Raw genomic sequence first — 16,697 nt, forward strand, 5'->3', positions numbered from 1 at the left:
GGGTGCTCGGATGACGGCATCGCCCGACCCTCGCCTCGCGGTGCGCCGCATCCGCTCCGACGAATGGCCTGCGGTACGCGCGCTGCGGCTCGAGTCCACCAGCGACCCCGACGCGGCGATCGCGTTCCTCGAGACTCCCGAGCAGGTCGCCGCGCGCAGTGACGACTTCTGGCGCGAGCGGACGCAGACCGCGGCGACCAGCGAGACCGCGGCGCAGTTCGTCGCGGTGGTCGACGGCGTCTGGGTCGGCAGCCTGTCGGTGCTGATCCGCGCCACCGGGCAGAAGGATCACCTCGGGCGGTTCGTCGACGACCGCAGAGCCGACGTCGTGGGCGTGTATGTGAACCCCGACCACCGTGGCTCCGGTGCGGTCGATGCCCTGCTCGCTGCGGCGGCCGGATGGGCGGCGCGTCTCGGGCTGAGCAGGATCAGCCTCGACGTGCACCGCGACAACCCCCGCGCCCAGGCCGCGTACCGTCGATCCGGCTTCGCCCCCACCGGTGAGACGTACACGAGTTCGATCGGCCCGGAGATCGTCATGGCGCGACCGCTGCCCTGACACGAGGCATCCCCGCACCCGCTGATATCGTGGTGCGACCATGACCACGCCCCGCCGCCTGCTGCTCGTCAACGGACCCAATCTCAACCTCCTGGGCGCGCGGGAACCCGACATCTACGGCACGGCGACGCTCGCGGACGTGGAGCAGGTGACGACGGATGCCGCCGCCCGCCGCGGCTTCGAGGTGAGGGCGGTGCAGAGCAACCACGAGGGCGTGCTCCTGGACGCGATCCACGCGGCACGCGACGACTGCGCCGGCATCGTGATCAATCCCGGCGGGCTCACCCACACGTCCGTCGTGCTGCGCGACGCTCTCTCGGGCGTCGGCCTTCCCGTCGCCGAGGTCCACATCTCCGACGTGAAGACACGGGAAGAATTCCGTCATCATTCGTACGTCGCCGACGTCGCCCTGGTGCACGTGATCGGCGAGGGCGTGGCCGGCTACGCGACGGCCGTCGGGCGTCTCATCGACATCCTCACCGGGCAGGCCGAGGGCTGACGAATCGGCCGGGACCAGGCATCCCGTAGAATCGAACGTCGGCGCTGCCGGTCCCTGTGCTTGTCGAAGGGCAGCGACCGCCTCTCACTTCACGCCGCGCACACCACAACGAAACGGATTCGCACCCTCATGGCATCCACCGCAGACATCAAGAACGGCGTCGTCCTCAGCATCGACGGTCAGCTCTGGAACGTCATCGAGTTCCAGCATGTCAAGCCGGGCAAGGGTGGCGCATTCGTCCGCACGAAGCTCAAGAACGTCGTCTCGGGCAAGGTCGTCGACCGCACGTACAACGCGGGCGCGAAGATCGACATCGAGAACGTCGACCGCCGCGACTTCACGTACCTGTACAACGACGGCGACAACTTCGTCTTCATGGACGTCGTCGACTACGACCAGATCAACGTGGGCGCCGCCACCGTCGGCGATGCCGCCAACTTCCTGCTCGAGAACCAGCAGGTGCAGATCGCGCTCAACAACGGCAACCCGCTCTACGTCGAGCTGCCCGCGTCGGTCATCCTCGAGATCACCTACACCGAGCCGGGCCTGCAGGGCGACCGCTCGTCGGCGGGCACCAAAGCGGCGACGGTCGAGACGGGCTACGAGATCCAGGTCCCGCTGTTCGTGGAGACGGGCACCAAGGTCAAGGTCGACACGCGCACCGGCGACTACCTCGGCCGCGTCAACTGAGGTCGGCGGCCGCTGACCGATGAGTGCCCGTACGAAGGCGCGCAAACGCGCGCTCGACATCCTCTTCCAGGCCGACGTCCGCGGCGATGCGCCGGCGACCGTCCTCGCCGCCGAGGCGAAGCGGGCCGCGAACGAGCCCGCCCGCCAGGCCTCGTGGCTGTACGCCCGTGAGATCGTCGACGGCGTGATCGACAACCAGGACGCCATCGACGAGCAGATCACCACGTTCGCCAAGGACTGGACGCTCGCGCGCATGCCCGCGGTCGACCGCGCCGTGCTGCGCATCGGCGCATGGGAGATCCTCTACAACGACGAGGTGCCCACCGCCGTCGCCATCGACGAGGCGGTCGAGCTCGTCAAGGAGTTCTCGACCGACGAGTCCGGCCCGTTCGTCCACGGCGTCCTCGCCCGGATCGCGCGCGCCGGCTGATCACCGCACGCTCGCCGCGCTGTCGGCGCGCCTTGGCAGGATGGATGCCGTGACCCCGCCGTCCGCCGGACCCCCGCCGTTCGTCGACCCCGGGCACATCCGCCGCCACACCGACAGCGGCTCGTACGAGCGCGGCGCCGCCTACTTCGCCGACGGGGCGGTGCAGCGGCTCGAGTGGGATCCGGTCGCTCTCGTGATCGAGGCCGTCGTCGCCGGCAGCGCCGGCAGGACGTACCGCTGCCGGGTGCGGCTCGACCCGCAGCGGGTGGACCACCCCATCGCCGCGACATCGTGCACGTGCCCGGTGCAGTTCGACTGCAAGCACACGGTGGCGACGCTGCTCGCCGCCAACCGGCTCGCGGCGTCCGCACCGGCCGAACCCGGCGGATCGTCGTGGCGTGCGGTGTTCGCCTCGCCGGCCCCGGCGGCGCGGACCTACACGCCGCTCGCCCTCGGCGTCGAGCTGCGCCAGCGCGTCCGTCGCGGCGCATCGGCCTGGACGCCGGCCCGCGTCGAGTCGGCGACGCCCCGCGGTCTGCACCAGCACGGCGCCGATGTGCTCGTCGGTCTCCGTCCACTCGAGCGCTCCGGCCGTTCCGACGCCTGGATCAAGGGCGGCGTGTCGTGGGACGCGCTGCGCCGACCGACGACGGTGTACGACCCCGCGCAGGCCCGCTGGTTCGCCGAGCTGCACAGCATCGGCCGCGACGTCCGCTCGTTCGGCGCCTTCTCCGACGTATCGGAGTGGCTGACGCTCGACGACATCGAGTCGAGCCTCCTCTGGCCGCACCTGGCCGCCGCCGCAGGCCACGGCATCCCGTTCGTCCCGACGAAGCGCAGCAGCACGGTCGCACTGGCGTCCACGGCGACCGTCGCTGTGCAGGCGCAGCGAACCGCACACGGCCTCGAGGTCCTGCCCGTCGTCACGATCGACGGCGAGCAGGATGATGCCGCCACCCTGCGCCCGGTCGGACACACAGGGGTCTACCGCTTCACGGTGCAGCGTGAGCGCATCGATCTGGTGCTGGCCGCCGTCGCGCTGCCCGACCCGGTACCCGCGCTCCTCACCGCGCGCGAGGCGGTGACGGTCCCGGCCGAAGAGGCCGACGAGTTCGTCCGCGACCACCTGCCCCGCATCGCACGGCGCGTGGAGATCGACGCCCCGGGTCTCGAGGTCGCGCCGCCACCCCGGCCGCAGCTGGTGCTGCTGGTGAAGTTCGAGCCGAGCCACCGGCTCGTCTACACGCTGTCGTGGCGCTATGGCGACGCCGAGCTGCGGGGGCTCGACGCGACCGACGACGACCGCGACGCGGCGGCAGAAGCGGCGATCCGCGGCCGCGTCGAGGCGCTGTGGCGGGATCACTCCCCCGTGGACTTCGCCGCCGCCGGGTCGCTCGTGGGGCTGGAAGCAGCGGAGTTCGCCTCGCAGCTGCTGCCGCTCCTGGAAGCCGACGAGGACGTCCGCGTCGAGATCTCGGGCGAGCGTCCGCCGTACCGCGAGCTCTCCGGCGATCCCCGGATCGACATCACCTCGGTCGAGACGACCGACGCCGACTGGTTCGACCTGGGCGTCGTCGTGACGATCGACGGCCGCCGCATTCCGTTCGGAACCCTGTTCACCGCTCTCTCTCGCGGCCGCAAGAAGATCCTGCTCAGCGACGGCGCCTACTTCTCACTGTCCCATCCCTCACTGCACCGGCTGCGCGACCTCATCGACGAAGCCGGAGAGCTCGATGAATGGGAGACCGGGCCGCGCATCAGCCGGTACCAGACGGCGCTGTGGGCGGATTTCGAGGATCTCGCCGATGAGGCGCAACCCGCGGTCTCCTGGCGCGCCACGGTCGAGGCGCTGCGTGACGCCGACGGGGTGCCCGCCACGCCGCTCCCGTCCACGCTGCAGGCGGACCTGCGCCCGTATCAGCGGGTCGGCTACGACTGGCTGGCCTTCCTGTGGCAGCACCGGCTCGGCGGCATCCTGGCCGACGACATGGGTCTCGGCAAGACACTGCAGCTGCTGGCCCTCATCGCCCACGCGCGTGAGCACGGCGAGGAGCGCCCCTTCCTGGTGGTGGCGCCCACATCCGTGCTCTCGACATGGCGCAGCGAGGCGGCGCGGTTCGTGCCCGATCTGCGTGTGGCCGTCGTCGACGCGACGCGCGCCAAGCGGGGGACGACGGTGTCGGATGCCGCAGCCGCCGCCGACATCGTCGTGACCTCGTACACGCTGCTGCGCCTGGATGAGGCCGAGTTCGGCCGTGTCACGTGGGCGGGCCTGATCCTGGACGAGGCGCAGTTCGTGAAGAACAGCCAGACCAAGGCCTACCGGGCGGCACGCGACCTGCCGGCAGATGTCGTCTTCGCCGTCACCGGCACGCCGCTCGAGAACAGCCTCACCGAGCTGTGGGCGCTGCTCTCGCTCACGGCGCCCGGTCTGTTCCCGTCGGCACGCCGGTTCCGCGAGGAGTACATCGGTCCGATCGAGAAGGGCAAGGTGCCCGAGAACCAGGAGGGCGGCGCGTATCGCGCCGGCCGTCTCTCGCGCCTGCGGCGCCGCATCCGTCCGCTGGTGCTGCGACGCACGAAGGAGCTGGTCGCAGCCGACCTGCCTGCGAAGCAGGAGCAGGAGGTGCGCATCGAGCTGGGCGCCGCCCACCGCGCCCTCTACGACACCGTCCTGCAGCGTGAGCGCCAGAAGGTGCTGGGACTGCTCGAAGACCTCGACCGCAACCGCTTCATCGTGTTCCGCTCCCTGACCCTGCTGCGCATGCTCAGCCTCGCCCCCGAGCTCGTCGATCCGGCCCACGCCCATATCGCGCCGAGCAAACTGGGCGCCCTGTTCGAGCAGCTCGACGAAGCCCTCGCCGAGGGGCACCGCGCCCTCGTGTTCAGTCAGTTCACGTCGTTCCTCGGCCTGGTGTCGGCGCGACTCGAGGAGCGCGGCATCCCCTACGCGTACCTCGACGGGTCGACGCGCGATCGCGATGGCGCCGTCGAGGCCTTCCGCGGGGGAGAGGCGCCGGTGTTCCTCATCAGCCTCAAGGCGGGCGGCTTCGGCCTGACGCTGACCGAGGCGGACTACGTGTTCCTGCTCGACCCCTGGTGGAATCCGGCCGCCGAGGCGCAGGCGGTCGACCGCGCGCACCGCATCGGCCAGCACCGCAGCGTCATGGTGTACCGCCTCATCGCCAACGGCACCATCGAGGAGAAGGTGATGGCGCTGCAGCGGCGCAAGGCGCGACTGTTCCGGTCGGTGATGGACGACGATGCCCTCTTCGGCCAGGCGCTCACCGCCGACGACATCCGCGGGCTGTTCGACGAGTGAGCCTCGCTGCCGCACCGGCTACCGAGCGGATCGCTTTTTGCACGGCCGCGCGATCCGGTGCGCTCGACGAGCCTCGCCTAGACTCGTCTGGTTCGCGGATCGATTGCTGGATAGGGGAGGAGTCCCATGCGCATCACGGGCCTCGGCCACGCCGGAATGTTCATCGAGACGGCGGGAGGAAGCATCCTCTGCGACCCGGTGATCGGCCCGACCTTCTTCGGGTCGTGGTTCCCGTTCCCCGACAACCGGGGACTCGACTGGCAGAAGTACGGCAACGCGGACTTCCTGTACATCTCGCACCGCCACCGTGACCACTTCGACCCGGCGCTCATGGAGCGCTTCGTTCCGAAGAGCATCAGGGTGCTGCTCCCGGAGTACCCCACCGACGACCTCGAGCAGGATCTCCGCGCGCTCGGCTACGACAACATCGTCTTCACCCAGGCGGGCGTCCCGCTCGACTTCGGCGACCTCAAGGTGATGGTCACCCCGCTGCGCGCCCCGAGCGACGGGCCGATCGGCGACTCGTCCCTGAGCGTCGACGACGGCACAGCCAGCATCCTGAACCAGAACGACTCGCACCCGCTCGACCTCGAGAAGCTGCTGGGCTTCTCCAAGCCCGAGGCGTACTTCACGCAGGTCTCGGGCGCCATCTGGTGGCCGATGGTCTACGACCTGCCCCAGGACGCCAAGCAGAACTTCGCGAAGCTCAAGCGCGACGCGCAGAACAAGCGCGCGATGTACTACATCGAGAAGGTCGATGCCGAGCACGTCTTCCCGATGGCCGGTCCGCCGATGTTCCTGCGCGAGGAGCTGTTCAAGTACAACGGCTACGGTCTCGACGGCGATGCGATCTTCACCGACCAGCGGCAGTTCCTGCAGCACATGAAGGAGCTGCGTCCCGACCAGAAGAGCTACGAGTTCCTGCCGGGAACCGTCGTCGAGCTGAACGACGGCGAGATCTCGATCACGCAGACCCTGTACACGGATGCCGAGATCGACCGCATCTTCGACGACAAGTGGTCGTATCTGGCCGAGCAGCGCGACTCCCGCCAGGAAGAGATCCGCGCGGAAGAGGCGTCGCGCGCCGCCGTGCTGCCGCCCGACGAGATGCTCTCCGCGATCAAGGAATGGTGGGAGCCGCTGCTGCGGCGCGCCCGCACGATCCGCAACGGAGTCGGCGGCGTCGTGCGCTTCCGCATCGGCGACCTCGACATGGTGGTGGACTTCCCGAAGGCGAAGGTCCGCGAGTACGCCGACGACGAGTGCATCTACTGGTACACCATCCCCGCTGACCTGGTGTCGACCAACATCGCCGACCACGAGATCGACTGGTCGAACTCGATCTTCCTCTCGATGCAGTTCGAGGTGGGGCGCAGCGGCAAGTTCAATGAGTTCCTGACCACGTTCCTCAAGTGCCTGTCACGCGACCGCATCGAGTACGTCGAGAACTGGTACGCGGAGCAGACGGATCAGACCGAGGACGCCCAGCTCGGCGACTGGCTCGTGCAGCGTCGCTGCCCGCACCTCCGCGCGGACCTGACCAAGACGGGCAAGATCGAGGACGGCGTCCTGACCTGCTCCCTCCACGACTGGAAGTGGGATCTCGCCAGCGGCAAGTGCCTGACGAGCCAGGGACACCCCATCCGCGCGTCCCAGGTGGAGGACGATCTGTACCGCGCAGCGGCGACCTCCGCGGCCTGATCCACTTCGAAGCGCCGTCTCGTTGTGGATGATCTACAACGAGACGGCCGTTCCGTCCCCGATGCCATGTAGGCGGGACGTCAATCTGTGCAGCCGCGTATCATCGCGCCCCCCGCTCGAGTCCTGATCACCGTGCCCGCGATCGCGGGCGATCAGAACCCGAAGGAGTCACGCCATGACCACCGTTCCCGCACACGGCGCCGGCCGCGTCGTCGCCCCCGCGTCCACCGGTCGCCCCCACCCGATCCGCTCCCTCCTCTCGTGGGAGTCGCGCGCTGAGGCCGCCGTCAAGGTCTCGCTGCAGCGCTGGAGCATCGCGGCTCTGCGCGTCGCCCTCGGCGCCGTCTTCGCCGTCTTCGGCGCACTCAAGCTGTTCCCGGGCGTCAGCCCGGTCGAGGCTCTCGTGAGCCAGACCTGGGAGAAGCTCACCTTCGGGCTCGTGAGCGGACAGGCCGCGCTCGTCGCGACCGCCGTGATCGAGGTCGCCGCAGGAGCCCTCCTCATCGCCGGCGGCGCATTCGCCCGCATCGGTCTGGTGGTGCTCGCACTCGCATTCGTCGGCATCCTGTCGCCGATCGTGCTGCTGCCCGGCGAGGTCTTCAGCCCCGTCGGCCCGACACTCACGGGGCAGTACATCTTCAAGAACGTGGTGCTGATCGCGGCCGCACTGGTCGTCGCCTCCCAGGTTCTCCGCGGTTCGTCGACGCGACGCTGACCACGGGCATCTCCGCCGCGAAGGCCGGTCCCGATTCGAGGCCGGCCTTCGCGGTGACATAGACTGGGCGGCGATCACAGCAACCTTTAACCCCGTCCCGTGAGGCGGAGAAGGGAGCGGCGGATGAGCACGCCCACCGTGCAGCCTCGCACCGTCATGACCGGCGCCGACATCGCCCGGGCCCTGACTCGGATCTCCCACGAGATCCTCGAGTCCAACAAGGGCCCCGACGATCTGGTTCTTCTCGGCATCCCCACTCGCGGCGTCACTCTCGCGCAGCGGATCGGTGCGCTGGTGGAGCAGTTCGGCGGCGTACCGGTCCCGATCGGCGCTCTCGACGTCACGATGTACCGTGACGACCTGCACCGCAATCCGACCCGCGCCCCGCAGCGCACCCAGATCCCGCCGGGCGGCGTCGACGGCAAGGTCGTCGTCCTGGTGGACGACGTGCTCTTCTCCGGGCGCAGCATCCGCGCGGCCCTCGACGCTCTGCAGGACATCGGCCGCCCCGCCGCGGTGCGACTGGCGACCCTCGTCGACCGCGGGCACCGCGAACTGCCCATCCGGCCCGACTTCGTCGGTAAGAACCTGCCGAGCTCCCGTGACGAGCGGGTCAACGTGCGCCTCGAAGAGACCGACGGCGCGGAGTCCGTCACGATCGAGGGGCGGTGACGGTCGGCTCATGAGGCACCTCCTCGACACCCAGACCCTCGCCCGCACGGATGCTCTGCGCATCCTCGATGTGGCCGAAGACATGGCAGACACGCAGCGGCGCGAGGTCAAGAAGCTGCCGACACTGCGCGGCAAGACCGTCGTCAACCTCTTCTTCGAGGATTCGACGCGCACGCGCATCTCGTTCGAGGCGGCAGCGAAGCGCCTGTCGGCCGACGTGATCAACTTCTCCGCGAAGGGCTCCAGCGTCTCGAAGGGCGAGTCGCTGCAGGACACCGCGCAGACCCTCCAGGCGATGGGAGCGGATGCCGTCGTCATCCGCCACGGCGCGTCCGGCGCGCCGCGCACCCTCGCCACCAGCGGCTGGATCAGCGCCGGGGTGGTCAACGCCGGCGACGGCACCCACGAGCACCCCACGCAGGCGCTCCTCGACGCGTTCACGATCCGCAAGCGCCGCTTCGGCGACGACAGCCGCGGCCGCGACCTCGCCGGGGTGAAGGTGACCATCGTCGGGGACGTCCTGCACTCGCGGGTCGCCCGCTCGAACGTGTGGCTGCTCACCACCCTCGGCGCCCGGGTGACCCTGGTCGCTCCGCCGACCCTCGTGCCGCAGGACATGTCGCGGTGGCCCGTGCAGGTGCGGTACGACCTGGACGAGGCGATCTCCGCCGGCCCCGACGCGCTCATGATGCTGCGCATCCAGCTCGAGCGCATGAATGCGGCGTATTTCCCGACTGAACGGGAGTATTCACGCCGCTGGGGCCTCGACGCACGCCGTCTTCAGGCACTCGGAGCGGATAGCATTGTCATGCACCCCGGACCCATGAACCGGGGTCTGGAGATCTCCGCAGAAGCCGCGGACTCGCCGCGCTCGACGGTGCTCGAGCAGGTCGCGAACGGCGTCTCGGTGCGCATGGCCGCGCTCTACCTGCTGCTGGCAGGAGCGGAGCACGGAGCGGCCGAGACCGCACCCGCGACGGACGCCCCGGTCACCGGCGGCGAAGAGAAGGAGAACACCCGATGAGCGAGACCCTTCTCTTCCGCGGGGCACACGTCGAAGGATCCACCGCTGCCGACGTGATCGTCGACGACGGCGTCATCGCCGAGATCGGCCCCGGTCTCAGCCGCGCCGGGGCGACCGTCGTCGACGTCGACGGTCTGGTGATGCTGCCCGGCCTGGTGGACCTGCACACGCACCTGCGCGAGCCCGGGTACGAGGCGTCCGAGACGATCCTCACCGGTTCGCGGGCAGCAGCTGCGGGCGGCTACACGGCCGTCTTCGCAATGCCCAACACCTCGCCCGTCGCCGACACCGCCGGCGTCGTCGAGCAGGAGCTCGCCCTCGGCGAGGCGGCCGGCTTCGTCACGGTGCAGCCGATCGGCGCCGTCACCGTCGGCCAGAAGGGCGAGCGTCTGGCGGAGCTCGGCGCGATGGCCGATTCCCGGGCGCGCGTGCGCGTCTTCAGCGACGACGGCTTCTGCGTCTGGGACCCGCTCATCATGCGGCGAGCGCTCGAGTACGTGAAGGCGTTCGACGGCGTGATCGCCCAGCACGCGCAGGATCCGCGGCTCACCGAGGGCGCCCAGATGAACGAGGGCGCGGTCTCGGCCGAGCTGGGCCTCGCAGGCTGGCCGGCGGTGGCAGAGGAGTCGATCATCGCCCGCGACGTGCTGCTCGCGGAGCACGTCGGCTCACGCCTGCACGTGTGCCACCTCTCGACGGCAGGCTCGGTCGACATCATCCGCTGGGCCAAGCGCCGCGGCGTCGACGTCACCGCTGAGGTGACGCCGCACCACCTGCTGCTCACCGACGAGCTGGTGCGCGACTACGACGCCCGCTTCAAGGTGAACCCGCCGCTGCGGCGCGAGGAGGACGTGCTCGCGGTGCGCGAGGGCCTCGCCGACGGCACCATCGACATCGTCGCGACCGATCACGCCCCGCATCCGACCGAGGCGAAGGCGTGCGAGTGGCACGCTGCAGCCAACGGCATGGTGGGGCTCGAGAGCGCGCTGCGGGTGGTCCAGCAGGCGATGGTCGACACGGGGCTGCTCACCTGGGGCGACGTCGCCCGGGTGATGTCGCGCGAGCCCGCGCGGATCGGCCGCCTCACCGGTCACGGCACCCCCCTCACCGAGGGGCAGCCGGCATCCCTCGCGTTCTACGACCCGGCCCCGCGCCGCACCTTCACGACCGACGATCTGCGCGGGCGGAGCGTGAACTCGCCGTACCTCGGGCGCGAGCTGCCGGGCGACGTGCGCTGGACCCTCCACCGGGGCACGGTCACGGTCGCCGACGGCGCCCTGCTCGACGCACCGGGGGTGCGCGCATGACTCGCGAGGGTGCGCTCGGCGTCATCGTGCTCGTCACGATCGCGCTGCTCGGCCTGCTGGTGTGGGCGTGGTGGCGACGGACGCGGCGCGATGCGACGCCCCTGGTCCACCCGGGAGAACTTCCCGCCGACGCCCACGTGCGCGCGACGTTCGCCGCACTGTACGTCGCGACGACCGCTCGCGACGCTCCGCTGGAGCGCATCGCGGCCCCCGGCATGGCGTTCCGCTCGAAGGCGACCGTGACGGTCGCCGACGAGGGCGTCGCCGTGGGTCTCACCGGGCAGGACCCGTTCGTGCTGACTCCCGACCGCATCGTCGACGTCGGCCAGTCCACGGTCGCGATCGACCGCGTCGTCGAAGCCGGCGGCCTCACCCGGCTGACCTGGCGCACCGACGCCGGCTCGACCGTCGACACCTACTTCCGACCCCAGGATGCCTCGGCCCGCGCCCTCGCGGACGCTGTGGCCGGCATCCTTCCCCCGACCCAGACGGGAACCGATTCATGACCTCCCTCTTCCAGACAGACCCTGCCGTCCTCGTGCTCGAGGACGGGACCCGCCACGTCGGACGCGCGTACGGCGCCCTCGGCACCACGATCGGCGAGGTCGTCTTCGCCACCGGCATGACCGGCTACCAGGAGACGCTCACCGATCCCTCGTACGCCGGCCAGATCGTGCTGCAGACGGCGCCCCACATCGGCAACACCGGCATGAACGACGAGGACCCGGAGTCCCGCCGCATCTGGGTGTCGGGCTACATCGTGCGCGACCCCTCGCGCGTCGTCTCCAACTGGCGCGCCGACGAGTCGCTCGACGACGCGCTGGTCGAGGACGGCGTCGTCGGCATCAGCGGCATCGACACGCGCGCCGTGACCCGCCACATCCGCTCGGCCGGCAGCATGCGCGGCGCTATCTTCTCCGGCGAGGCCGCGGCGATCGACGCCGAGGAGCAGCTGCGACTGGTGCGCGAGGCGCCCGAGATGGCCGGCCAGAACCTCTCGGCGCAGGTGTCGGTGACCGCCGCCGAGGTCACGGAGGCGACGGGGGAGCGCATCGGCAACCTCGCGGTGCTCGACCTCGGCGTGAAGCAGGCGACCGTCGACAACCTCGCCGCCCGCGGGTTCGAGGTGCACGTGCTGCCGCAGGACGTCACGATCGACCAGATCCGCGCGATCGACCCGGTCGCGGTCTTCTACTCCAACGGCCCCGGCGATCCGGCCGCGTCGGGCGACCACGTCGACCTCCTGCGCGACGTGCTCGACGACGGCCTGCCGTTCTTCGGCATCTGCTTCGGCAACCAGCTGCTCGGCCGCGCGCTCGGCCTGGGCACCTACAAGCTGCCGTTCGGCCACCGCGGCATCAACCAGCCGGTGCTCGACAAGTCGACCGGTCGCGTCGAGATCACCGCCCACAACCACGGGTTCGCCGTGGACGCGCCGGTGGACGGCGAGTTCGACAGCCCCCACGGCTACGGGCGCATCGAGGTCAGCCACGTCGGGCTGAACGATCAGGTGGTCGAGGGCCTGCGGGCCCTCGACATCCCCGCGTTCTCCGTGCAATACCACCCCGAGGCGGCCGCCGGCCCGCACGACGCCAACTACCTGTTCGACCGCTTCCGCGACCTCGTCGTCGCGAACCTCCAGAAGAAGGCCGCGAAGTAATGCCCAAGCGCGACGACATCAACTCCGTCCTGGTCATCGGCTCCGGCCCGATCGTCATCGGGCAGGCGTGCGAGTTCGACTACTCGGGCACACAGGCCTGCCGCGTCCTCCGCGAGGAGGGCGTGCGCGTCATCCTGGTGAACTCGAACCCGGCCACGATCATGACCGACCCCGACTTCGCCGATGCGACCTACATCGAGCCGATCAACTGGCGTGTGATCGAGACGATCATCGCGAAGGAGAAGCCCGACGCGATCCTGCCGACGCTGGGCGGCCAGACGGCGCTCAACGCCGCGATCGACCTCCACAAGCACGGGATCCTCGAGAAGTACGACGTCGAGCTCATCGGCGCCGACTTCGAGGCGATCAACAAGGGCGAGGACCGGCAGATCTTCAAGCAGCTCGTGCTCGACGCGGGCGCCGACGTCGCGGCATCCCGGATCGCCCACACCATGGACGAGGTGCTCGCCGCCGCCGACGAGCTGGGCTACCCGCTCGTCGTCCGCCCGTCCTTCACGATGGGGGGCCTCGGCTCGGGCTTCGCGTACGACGAGGCCGACCTCCGGCGCATCGCCGGTGCGGGCCTGCACGACTCGCCGACCAACGAGGTGCTCCTCGAGGAGTCCATCCTCGGCTGGAAGGAGTACGAGCTCGAGCTCATGCGCGACACCGCCGACAACACGGTCGTCGTCTGCTCGATCGAGAACGTCGACCCCGTCGGCGTGCACACGGGCGACTCGATCACCGTCGCCCCGGCGCTGACCCTCACCGACCGCGAGTACCAGAAGCTGCGCGACATCGGCATCGACATCATCCGCGCGGTGGGCGTCGACACCGGCGGCTGCAACATCCAGTTCGCCGTGGACCCTGCGACCGGGCGCATCATCGTGATCGAGATGAACCCCCGCGTCTCGCGGTCCTCGGCGCTCGCCTCCAAGGCGACCGGCTTCCCGATCGCCAAGATCGCGGCCAAGCTCGCGATCGGCTACCGCCTGGACGAGATCCCCAACGACATCACCAAGGTGACGCCGGCGAGCTTCGAGCCGACGCTCGACTACGTGGTCGTGAAGGTGCCCCGCTTCAATTTCGAGAAGTTCCCGGCAGCCGACACCACGCTGACCACGACCATGAAGTCGGTCGGCGAGGCGATGGCGATCGGCCGCAACTACGCGACCGCTCTGCAGAAGGCGCTGCGCTCGCTCGAGAAGCGCGGGTCGAGCTTCCACTGGGGCGACGAGGCGCGCTCGGTCGACGAGCTGCTCGAGATCGCGAAGCGGCCGACCGACGGCAGGATCGTCGTGCTGCAGCAGGCGCTGCGCAAGGGCGCCACGGTCGAGCAGGCGTTCGAGGCCACCAAGATCGACCCGTGGTTCATCGACCAGATCGTCCTCATCAACGAGGTCGCCGAGTTCGTGCGCCAGGCGGGGGAGCTGGATGCCGCCACCCTGCGCATCGCGAAGGAGCACGGCTTCAGCGACGCCCAGATCGCCGAACTCCGCTCCGACACCGAGGCCCAGGTGCGCGGCGTCCGCCACGGACTCGGCATCCGTCCGGTCTACAAGACCGTCGACACCTGCGCGGGGGAGTTCCCCGCGCTCACGCCGTACCACTACTCGAGCTACGACGCCGAGACCGAGGTCACGCCGTCGGAGCGCACGAAGGTCGTCATCATCGGGTCGGGGCCGAACCGCATCGGCCAGGGGGTCGAGTTCGACTACTCGTGCGTGCACGCGTCGTTCGCGCTGGCCGACGCCGGCTACGAGACGGTCATGGTCAACTGCAACCCCGAGACCGTGTCGACCGACTACGACACCTCCGACCGCCTCTACTTCGAGCCGCTGACCCTCGAGGACGTCCTCGAGGTGCTGCACGCCGAGGCGCAGTCGGGTGAGATCCTCGGCGTCATCTGCCAGCTCGGCGGCCAGACGCCCCTGGGCCTCGCCAAGGGCATCGAGGACGCCGGCTACACGATCCTCGGCACCAAGCCGGCCGCGATCGACCTCGCCGAGGAGCGTGAGCTGTTCTCGCGCCTGCTCGACGAAGCCGGACTCGTCGCGCCGCGCAACGGCACCGCGATCGACGTGGACGGCGCCGTCGCGGTGGCCGAGGAGATCGGCTACCCGGTGCTCGTGCGCCCGAGCTTCGTGCTCGGCGGCCGCGGCATGGAGATCGTGTACTCGACCGAGGCGCTGCGCGACTACTTCGTGCGCATCGCCGACGCGGCGATCATCGGCCCCGGTCTGCCGCTGCTGGTGGACCGCTTCCTCGACGACGCGATCGAGATCGACGTCGACGCGCTGTTCGACGGCACCGAGCTGTACATCGGCGGCGTGATGGAGCACCTCGAGGAGGCCGGCATCCACTCCGGCGACTCGTCGTGCACCCTGCCGCCGGTCAGCCTCGGCCGCACCGACATCGATCGCGTCCGCATCGCGACGCACGCCATCGCCGAGGGCGTCGGTGTGCGCGGACTCCTCAACGTGCAGTTCGCCATCTCGGCCGGCGTGCTCTACGTGATCGAGGCGAACCCGCGCGCGAGCCGCACCGTGCCCTTCGTCTCGAAGGCGCTCGGCATCCCGCTCGCCAAGGCCGCCTCGCGCATCATGGCGGGCACGTCGATCGCCGACCTCAAGGCGGAAGGGCTGCTGCCCGAGCAGGACGGCTCGCGCGTGCCGCTGGACGCGCCGGTCGCGGTGAAGGAGGCCGTGCTGCCCTTCAAGCGGTTCCGCACGGCCGACGGTCAGACCGTCGACTCGGTCCTCGGCCCCGAGATGCGCTCCACCGGCGAGGTCATGGGGATCGACCGGGACTTCCCGACGGCCTTCGCCAAGTCGCAGGAGGCCGCGTACGGCGGCATGCCGCAGTCCGGGACGGTCTTCATCTCGGTCGCCGACAGTGACAAGCGGGCCGTGATCCTGCCCGCCCACCGCCTGCAGGAGCTCGGCTTCGAGCTGGTCGCGACCGAGGGCACCGCCGAGATCCTCGCCCGCAACGGCATCAAGGTGCGCGTGGTCAGCAAGTACTCCGAGACCCAGGAGTCGGGCGCCACCAACATCGTGGACCTGATCAACGCCGGCGAGATCGACATCGTGGTGAACACCCCGTCCGGCGGCGCGGCCCGCGCCGACGGCTACGAGATCCGCGCCGCGGCGGTGGCCGGCGACAAGGCGCTGTTCACGACGATGGCCGTGCTCGGCGCCGCGGTCAGCGCGCTGCCGGTGCTGCGCGAGGGCTTCGACGTCAGGAGTCTCCAGGAGTACGCAGAGGATCGGCGGGCGCGCGCATGATCTCGTTCGGCGAGCGGGTCCGCGCCGCCTTCGCCGCGCACGGCCAGCTGTGCGTCGGCATCGACCCGCACGTCCATCTCCTCGCCGAGTGGGGACTGGATGCCTCCGCCGCCGGTGCGCGCGAGTTCGGCCTGCGCGTCGTGGAGGCCGCTGCGGGCCGCGTCGGCGTCGTCAAGCCCCAGGTCTCGTTCTTCGAGGTCTACGGCTCGGCGGGCTTCGCCGCCCTGGAGGACGTCCTCGCCGCCGCGCGCGCCGCCGGTCTGCTGGTGATCGCCGACGCCAAGCGCGGCGACATCGGATCGACCATGGATGCCTACGGAGAGGCCTGGCTCACGCCGGGCTCTCCGCTGGAGGCCGACGCGATGACGGCGAACCCCTTCCTCGGCGTAGGCACTCTCGAGGGCACGTTCGACGTCGCGGAGCGCAACGGCAAGGGTGTGCTCGTGCTCGCCGCGACGAGCAATCCCGATGGCTTCACCGCGCAGCGGGCGGTCCTCCCGACCGGCGAGACGGTATCGGCCGCGATCATGCGCGAGATCTCGGAGCACAACGCCCGTTCGACTCCGGACGGCCAGTGGGGGAGCCTCGGCGTGGTCATCGGCGGGACCGTGGACTGGGAGGATGCCGGCCTCGCGGCGTTCTCACCGGTCGCCCCGATCCTCGCTCCGGGCTTCGGTCACCAGGGGGCGGAACCGGATCAGCTCCGCGCGCGCTTCGGCGCGCTGGCGGAAGCGGTGATAGCGTCGGAGAGCCGCAGCATCCTGGCTGCCGGACCCGACCGGCTCGCCGCGCGCATATCCGAGCGCGCCCTTCTCTACCGTGGTGATTGAC

General features: G+C 70.1%; 14 protein-coding genes. All 14 read left to right on the top strand.

Going from position 1 to position 16,697, the window contains the following annotated elements:
- Positions 1 to 10: 10 nt before the first annotated feature.
- The 14 genes from MRBLMI12_RS16430 (at position 11) to pyrF (ending at position 16,696) form a co-directional block, all read left to right on the top strand.
- Entirely contained in the window at positions 11 to 559 is a 549-nt protein-coding gene (locus MRBLMI12_RS16430) for a GNAT family N-acetyltransferase (protein WP_363357388.1), read from the top strand.
- 40 nt (positions 560 to 599) lie between these two features.
- Entirely contained in the window at positions 600 to 1,058 is a 459-nt protein-coding gene (aroQ, locus tag MRBLMI12_RS16435) for a type II 3-dehydroquinate dehydratase (protein WP_349427547.1), read from the top strand.
- A 129-nt stretch (positions 1,059 to 1,187) separates the two neighbouring features.
- A complete protein-coding gene (gene efp, locus MRBLMI12_RS16440; protein WP_349427548.1) occupies positions 1,188 to 1,748 on the top strand; it encodes an elongation factor P in 561 nt (186 codons plus the stop codon).
- A 19-nt stretch (positions 1,749 to 1,767) separates the two neighbouring features.
- Positions 1,768 to 2,178, top strand: a complete 411-nt coding sequence (nusB, locus tag MRBLMI12_RS16445) for a transcription antitermination factor NusB (RefSeq protein ID WP_308867280.1) — start codon at positions 1,768 to 1,770, stop codon at positions 2,176 to 2,178.
- 49 nt (positions 2,179 to 2,227) lie between these two features.
- The gene (locus tag MRBLMI12_RS16450; protein WP_363357389.1) at positions 2,228 to 5,500 is read left to right on the top strand and encodes a DEAD/DEAH box helicase; all 3,273 of its coding nucleotides are present in this window, start codon (positions 2,228 to 2,230) and stop codon (positions 5,498 to 5,500) included.
- A 126-nt stretch (positions 5,501 to 5,626) separates the two neighbouring features.
- Positions 5,627 to 7,201, top strand: coding sequence for a Rieske 2Fe-2S domain-containing protein (locus MRBLMI12_RS16455; protein ID WP_363357390.1), 1,575 nt, complete (start codon positions 5,627 to 5,629; stop codon positions 7,199 to 7,201).
- A gap of 175 nt (positions 7,202 to 7,376) precedes the next feature.
- Positions 7,377 to 7,916, top strand: coding sequence for a DoxX family protein (locus MRBLMI12_RS16460; protein ID WP_363357391.1), 540 nt, complete (start codon positions 7,377 to 7,379; stop codon positions 7,914 to 7,916).
- A 123-nt stretch (positions 7,917 to 8,039) separates the two neighbouring features.
- On the top strand, positions 8,040 to 8,588 hold the full coding sequence (gene pyrR, locus MRBLMI12_RS16465) for a bifunctional pyr operon transcriptional regulator/uracil phosphoribosyltransferase PyrR (RefSeq protein ID WP_349427555.1): 549 nt from the start codon (positions 8,040 to 8,042) through the stop codon (positions 8,586 to 8,588).
- Between the two features lie 10 nt (positions 8,589 to 8,598).
- A complete protein-coding gene (locus MRBLMI12_RS16470; protein WP_349427556.1) occupies positions 8,599 to 9,612 on the top strand; it encodes an aspartate carbamoyltransferase catalytic subunit in 1,014 nt (337 codons plus the stop codon).
- A complete protein-coding gene (locus MRBLMI12_RS16475) occupies positions 9,609 to 10,919 on the top strand; it encodes a dihydroorotase (protein ID WP_363357392.1) in 1,311 nt (436 codons plus the stop codon). Before MRBLMI12_RS16470 ends, MRBLMI12_RS16475 begins: the two co-directional genes overlap by 4 nt.
- The gene (locus MRBLMI12_RS16480) at positions 10,916 to 11,425 is read left to right on the top strand and encodes a hypothetical protein (protein ID WP_363357393.1); all 510 of its coding nucleotides are present in this window, start codon (positions 10,916 to 10,918) and stop codon (positions 11,423 to 11,425) included. The genes MRBLMI12_RS16475 and MRBLMI12_RS16480 overlap by 4 nt, the downstream gene beginning before the upstream one ends.
- Positions 11,422 to 12,579 (top strand): glutamine-hydrolyzing carbamoyl-phosphate synthase small subunit, encoded by a 1,158-nt coding sequence (gene carA / locus MRBLMI12_RS16485; RefSeq protein ID WP_363357394.1) that lies wholly within the window; start codon positions 11,422 to 11,424, stop codon positions 12,577 to 12,579. Before MRBLMI12_RS16480 ends, carA begins: the two co-directional genes overlap by 4 nt.
- Positions 12,579 to 15,866 carry a carbamoyl-phosphate synthase large subunit gene (gene carB / locus MRBLMI12_RS16490; protein WP_363357395.1) on the top strand — a complete coding sequence of 1,096 codons (3,288 nt, stop codon included), beginning with the start codon at positions 12,579 to 12,581 and terminating at the stop codon, positions 15,864 to 15,866. The genes carA and carB overlap by 1 nt, the downstream gene beginning before the upstream one ends.
- Positions 15,863 to 16,696, top strand: coding sequence for an orotidine-5'-phosphate decarboxylase (pyrF, locus tag MRBLMI12_RS16495; RefSeq protein WP_363357396.1), 834 nt, complete (start codon positions 15,863 to 15,865; stop codon positions 16,694 to 16,696). Before carB ends, pyrF begins: the two co-directional genes overlap by 4 nt.
- Position 16,697 lies beyond the last annotated feature (1 nt).

The sequence above is a fragment of the Microbacterium sp. LMI12-1-1.1 genome, from assembly GCF_040676455.1.
Taxonomy (GTDB): Bacteria; Actinomycetota; Actinomycetes; order Actinomycetales; family Microbacteriaceae; genus Microbacterium.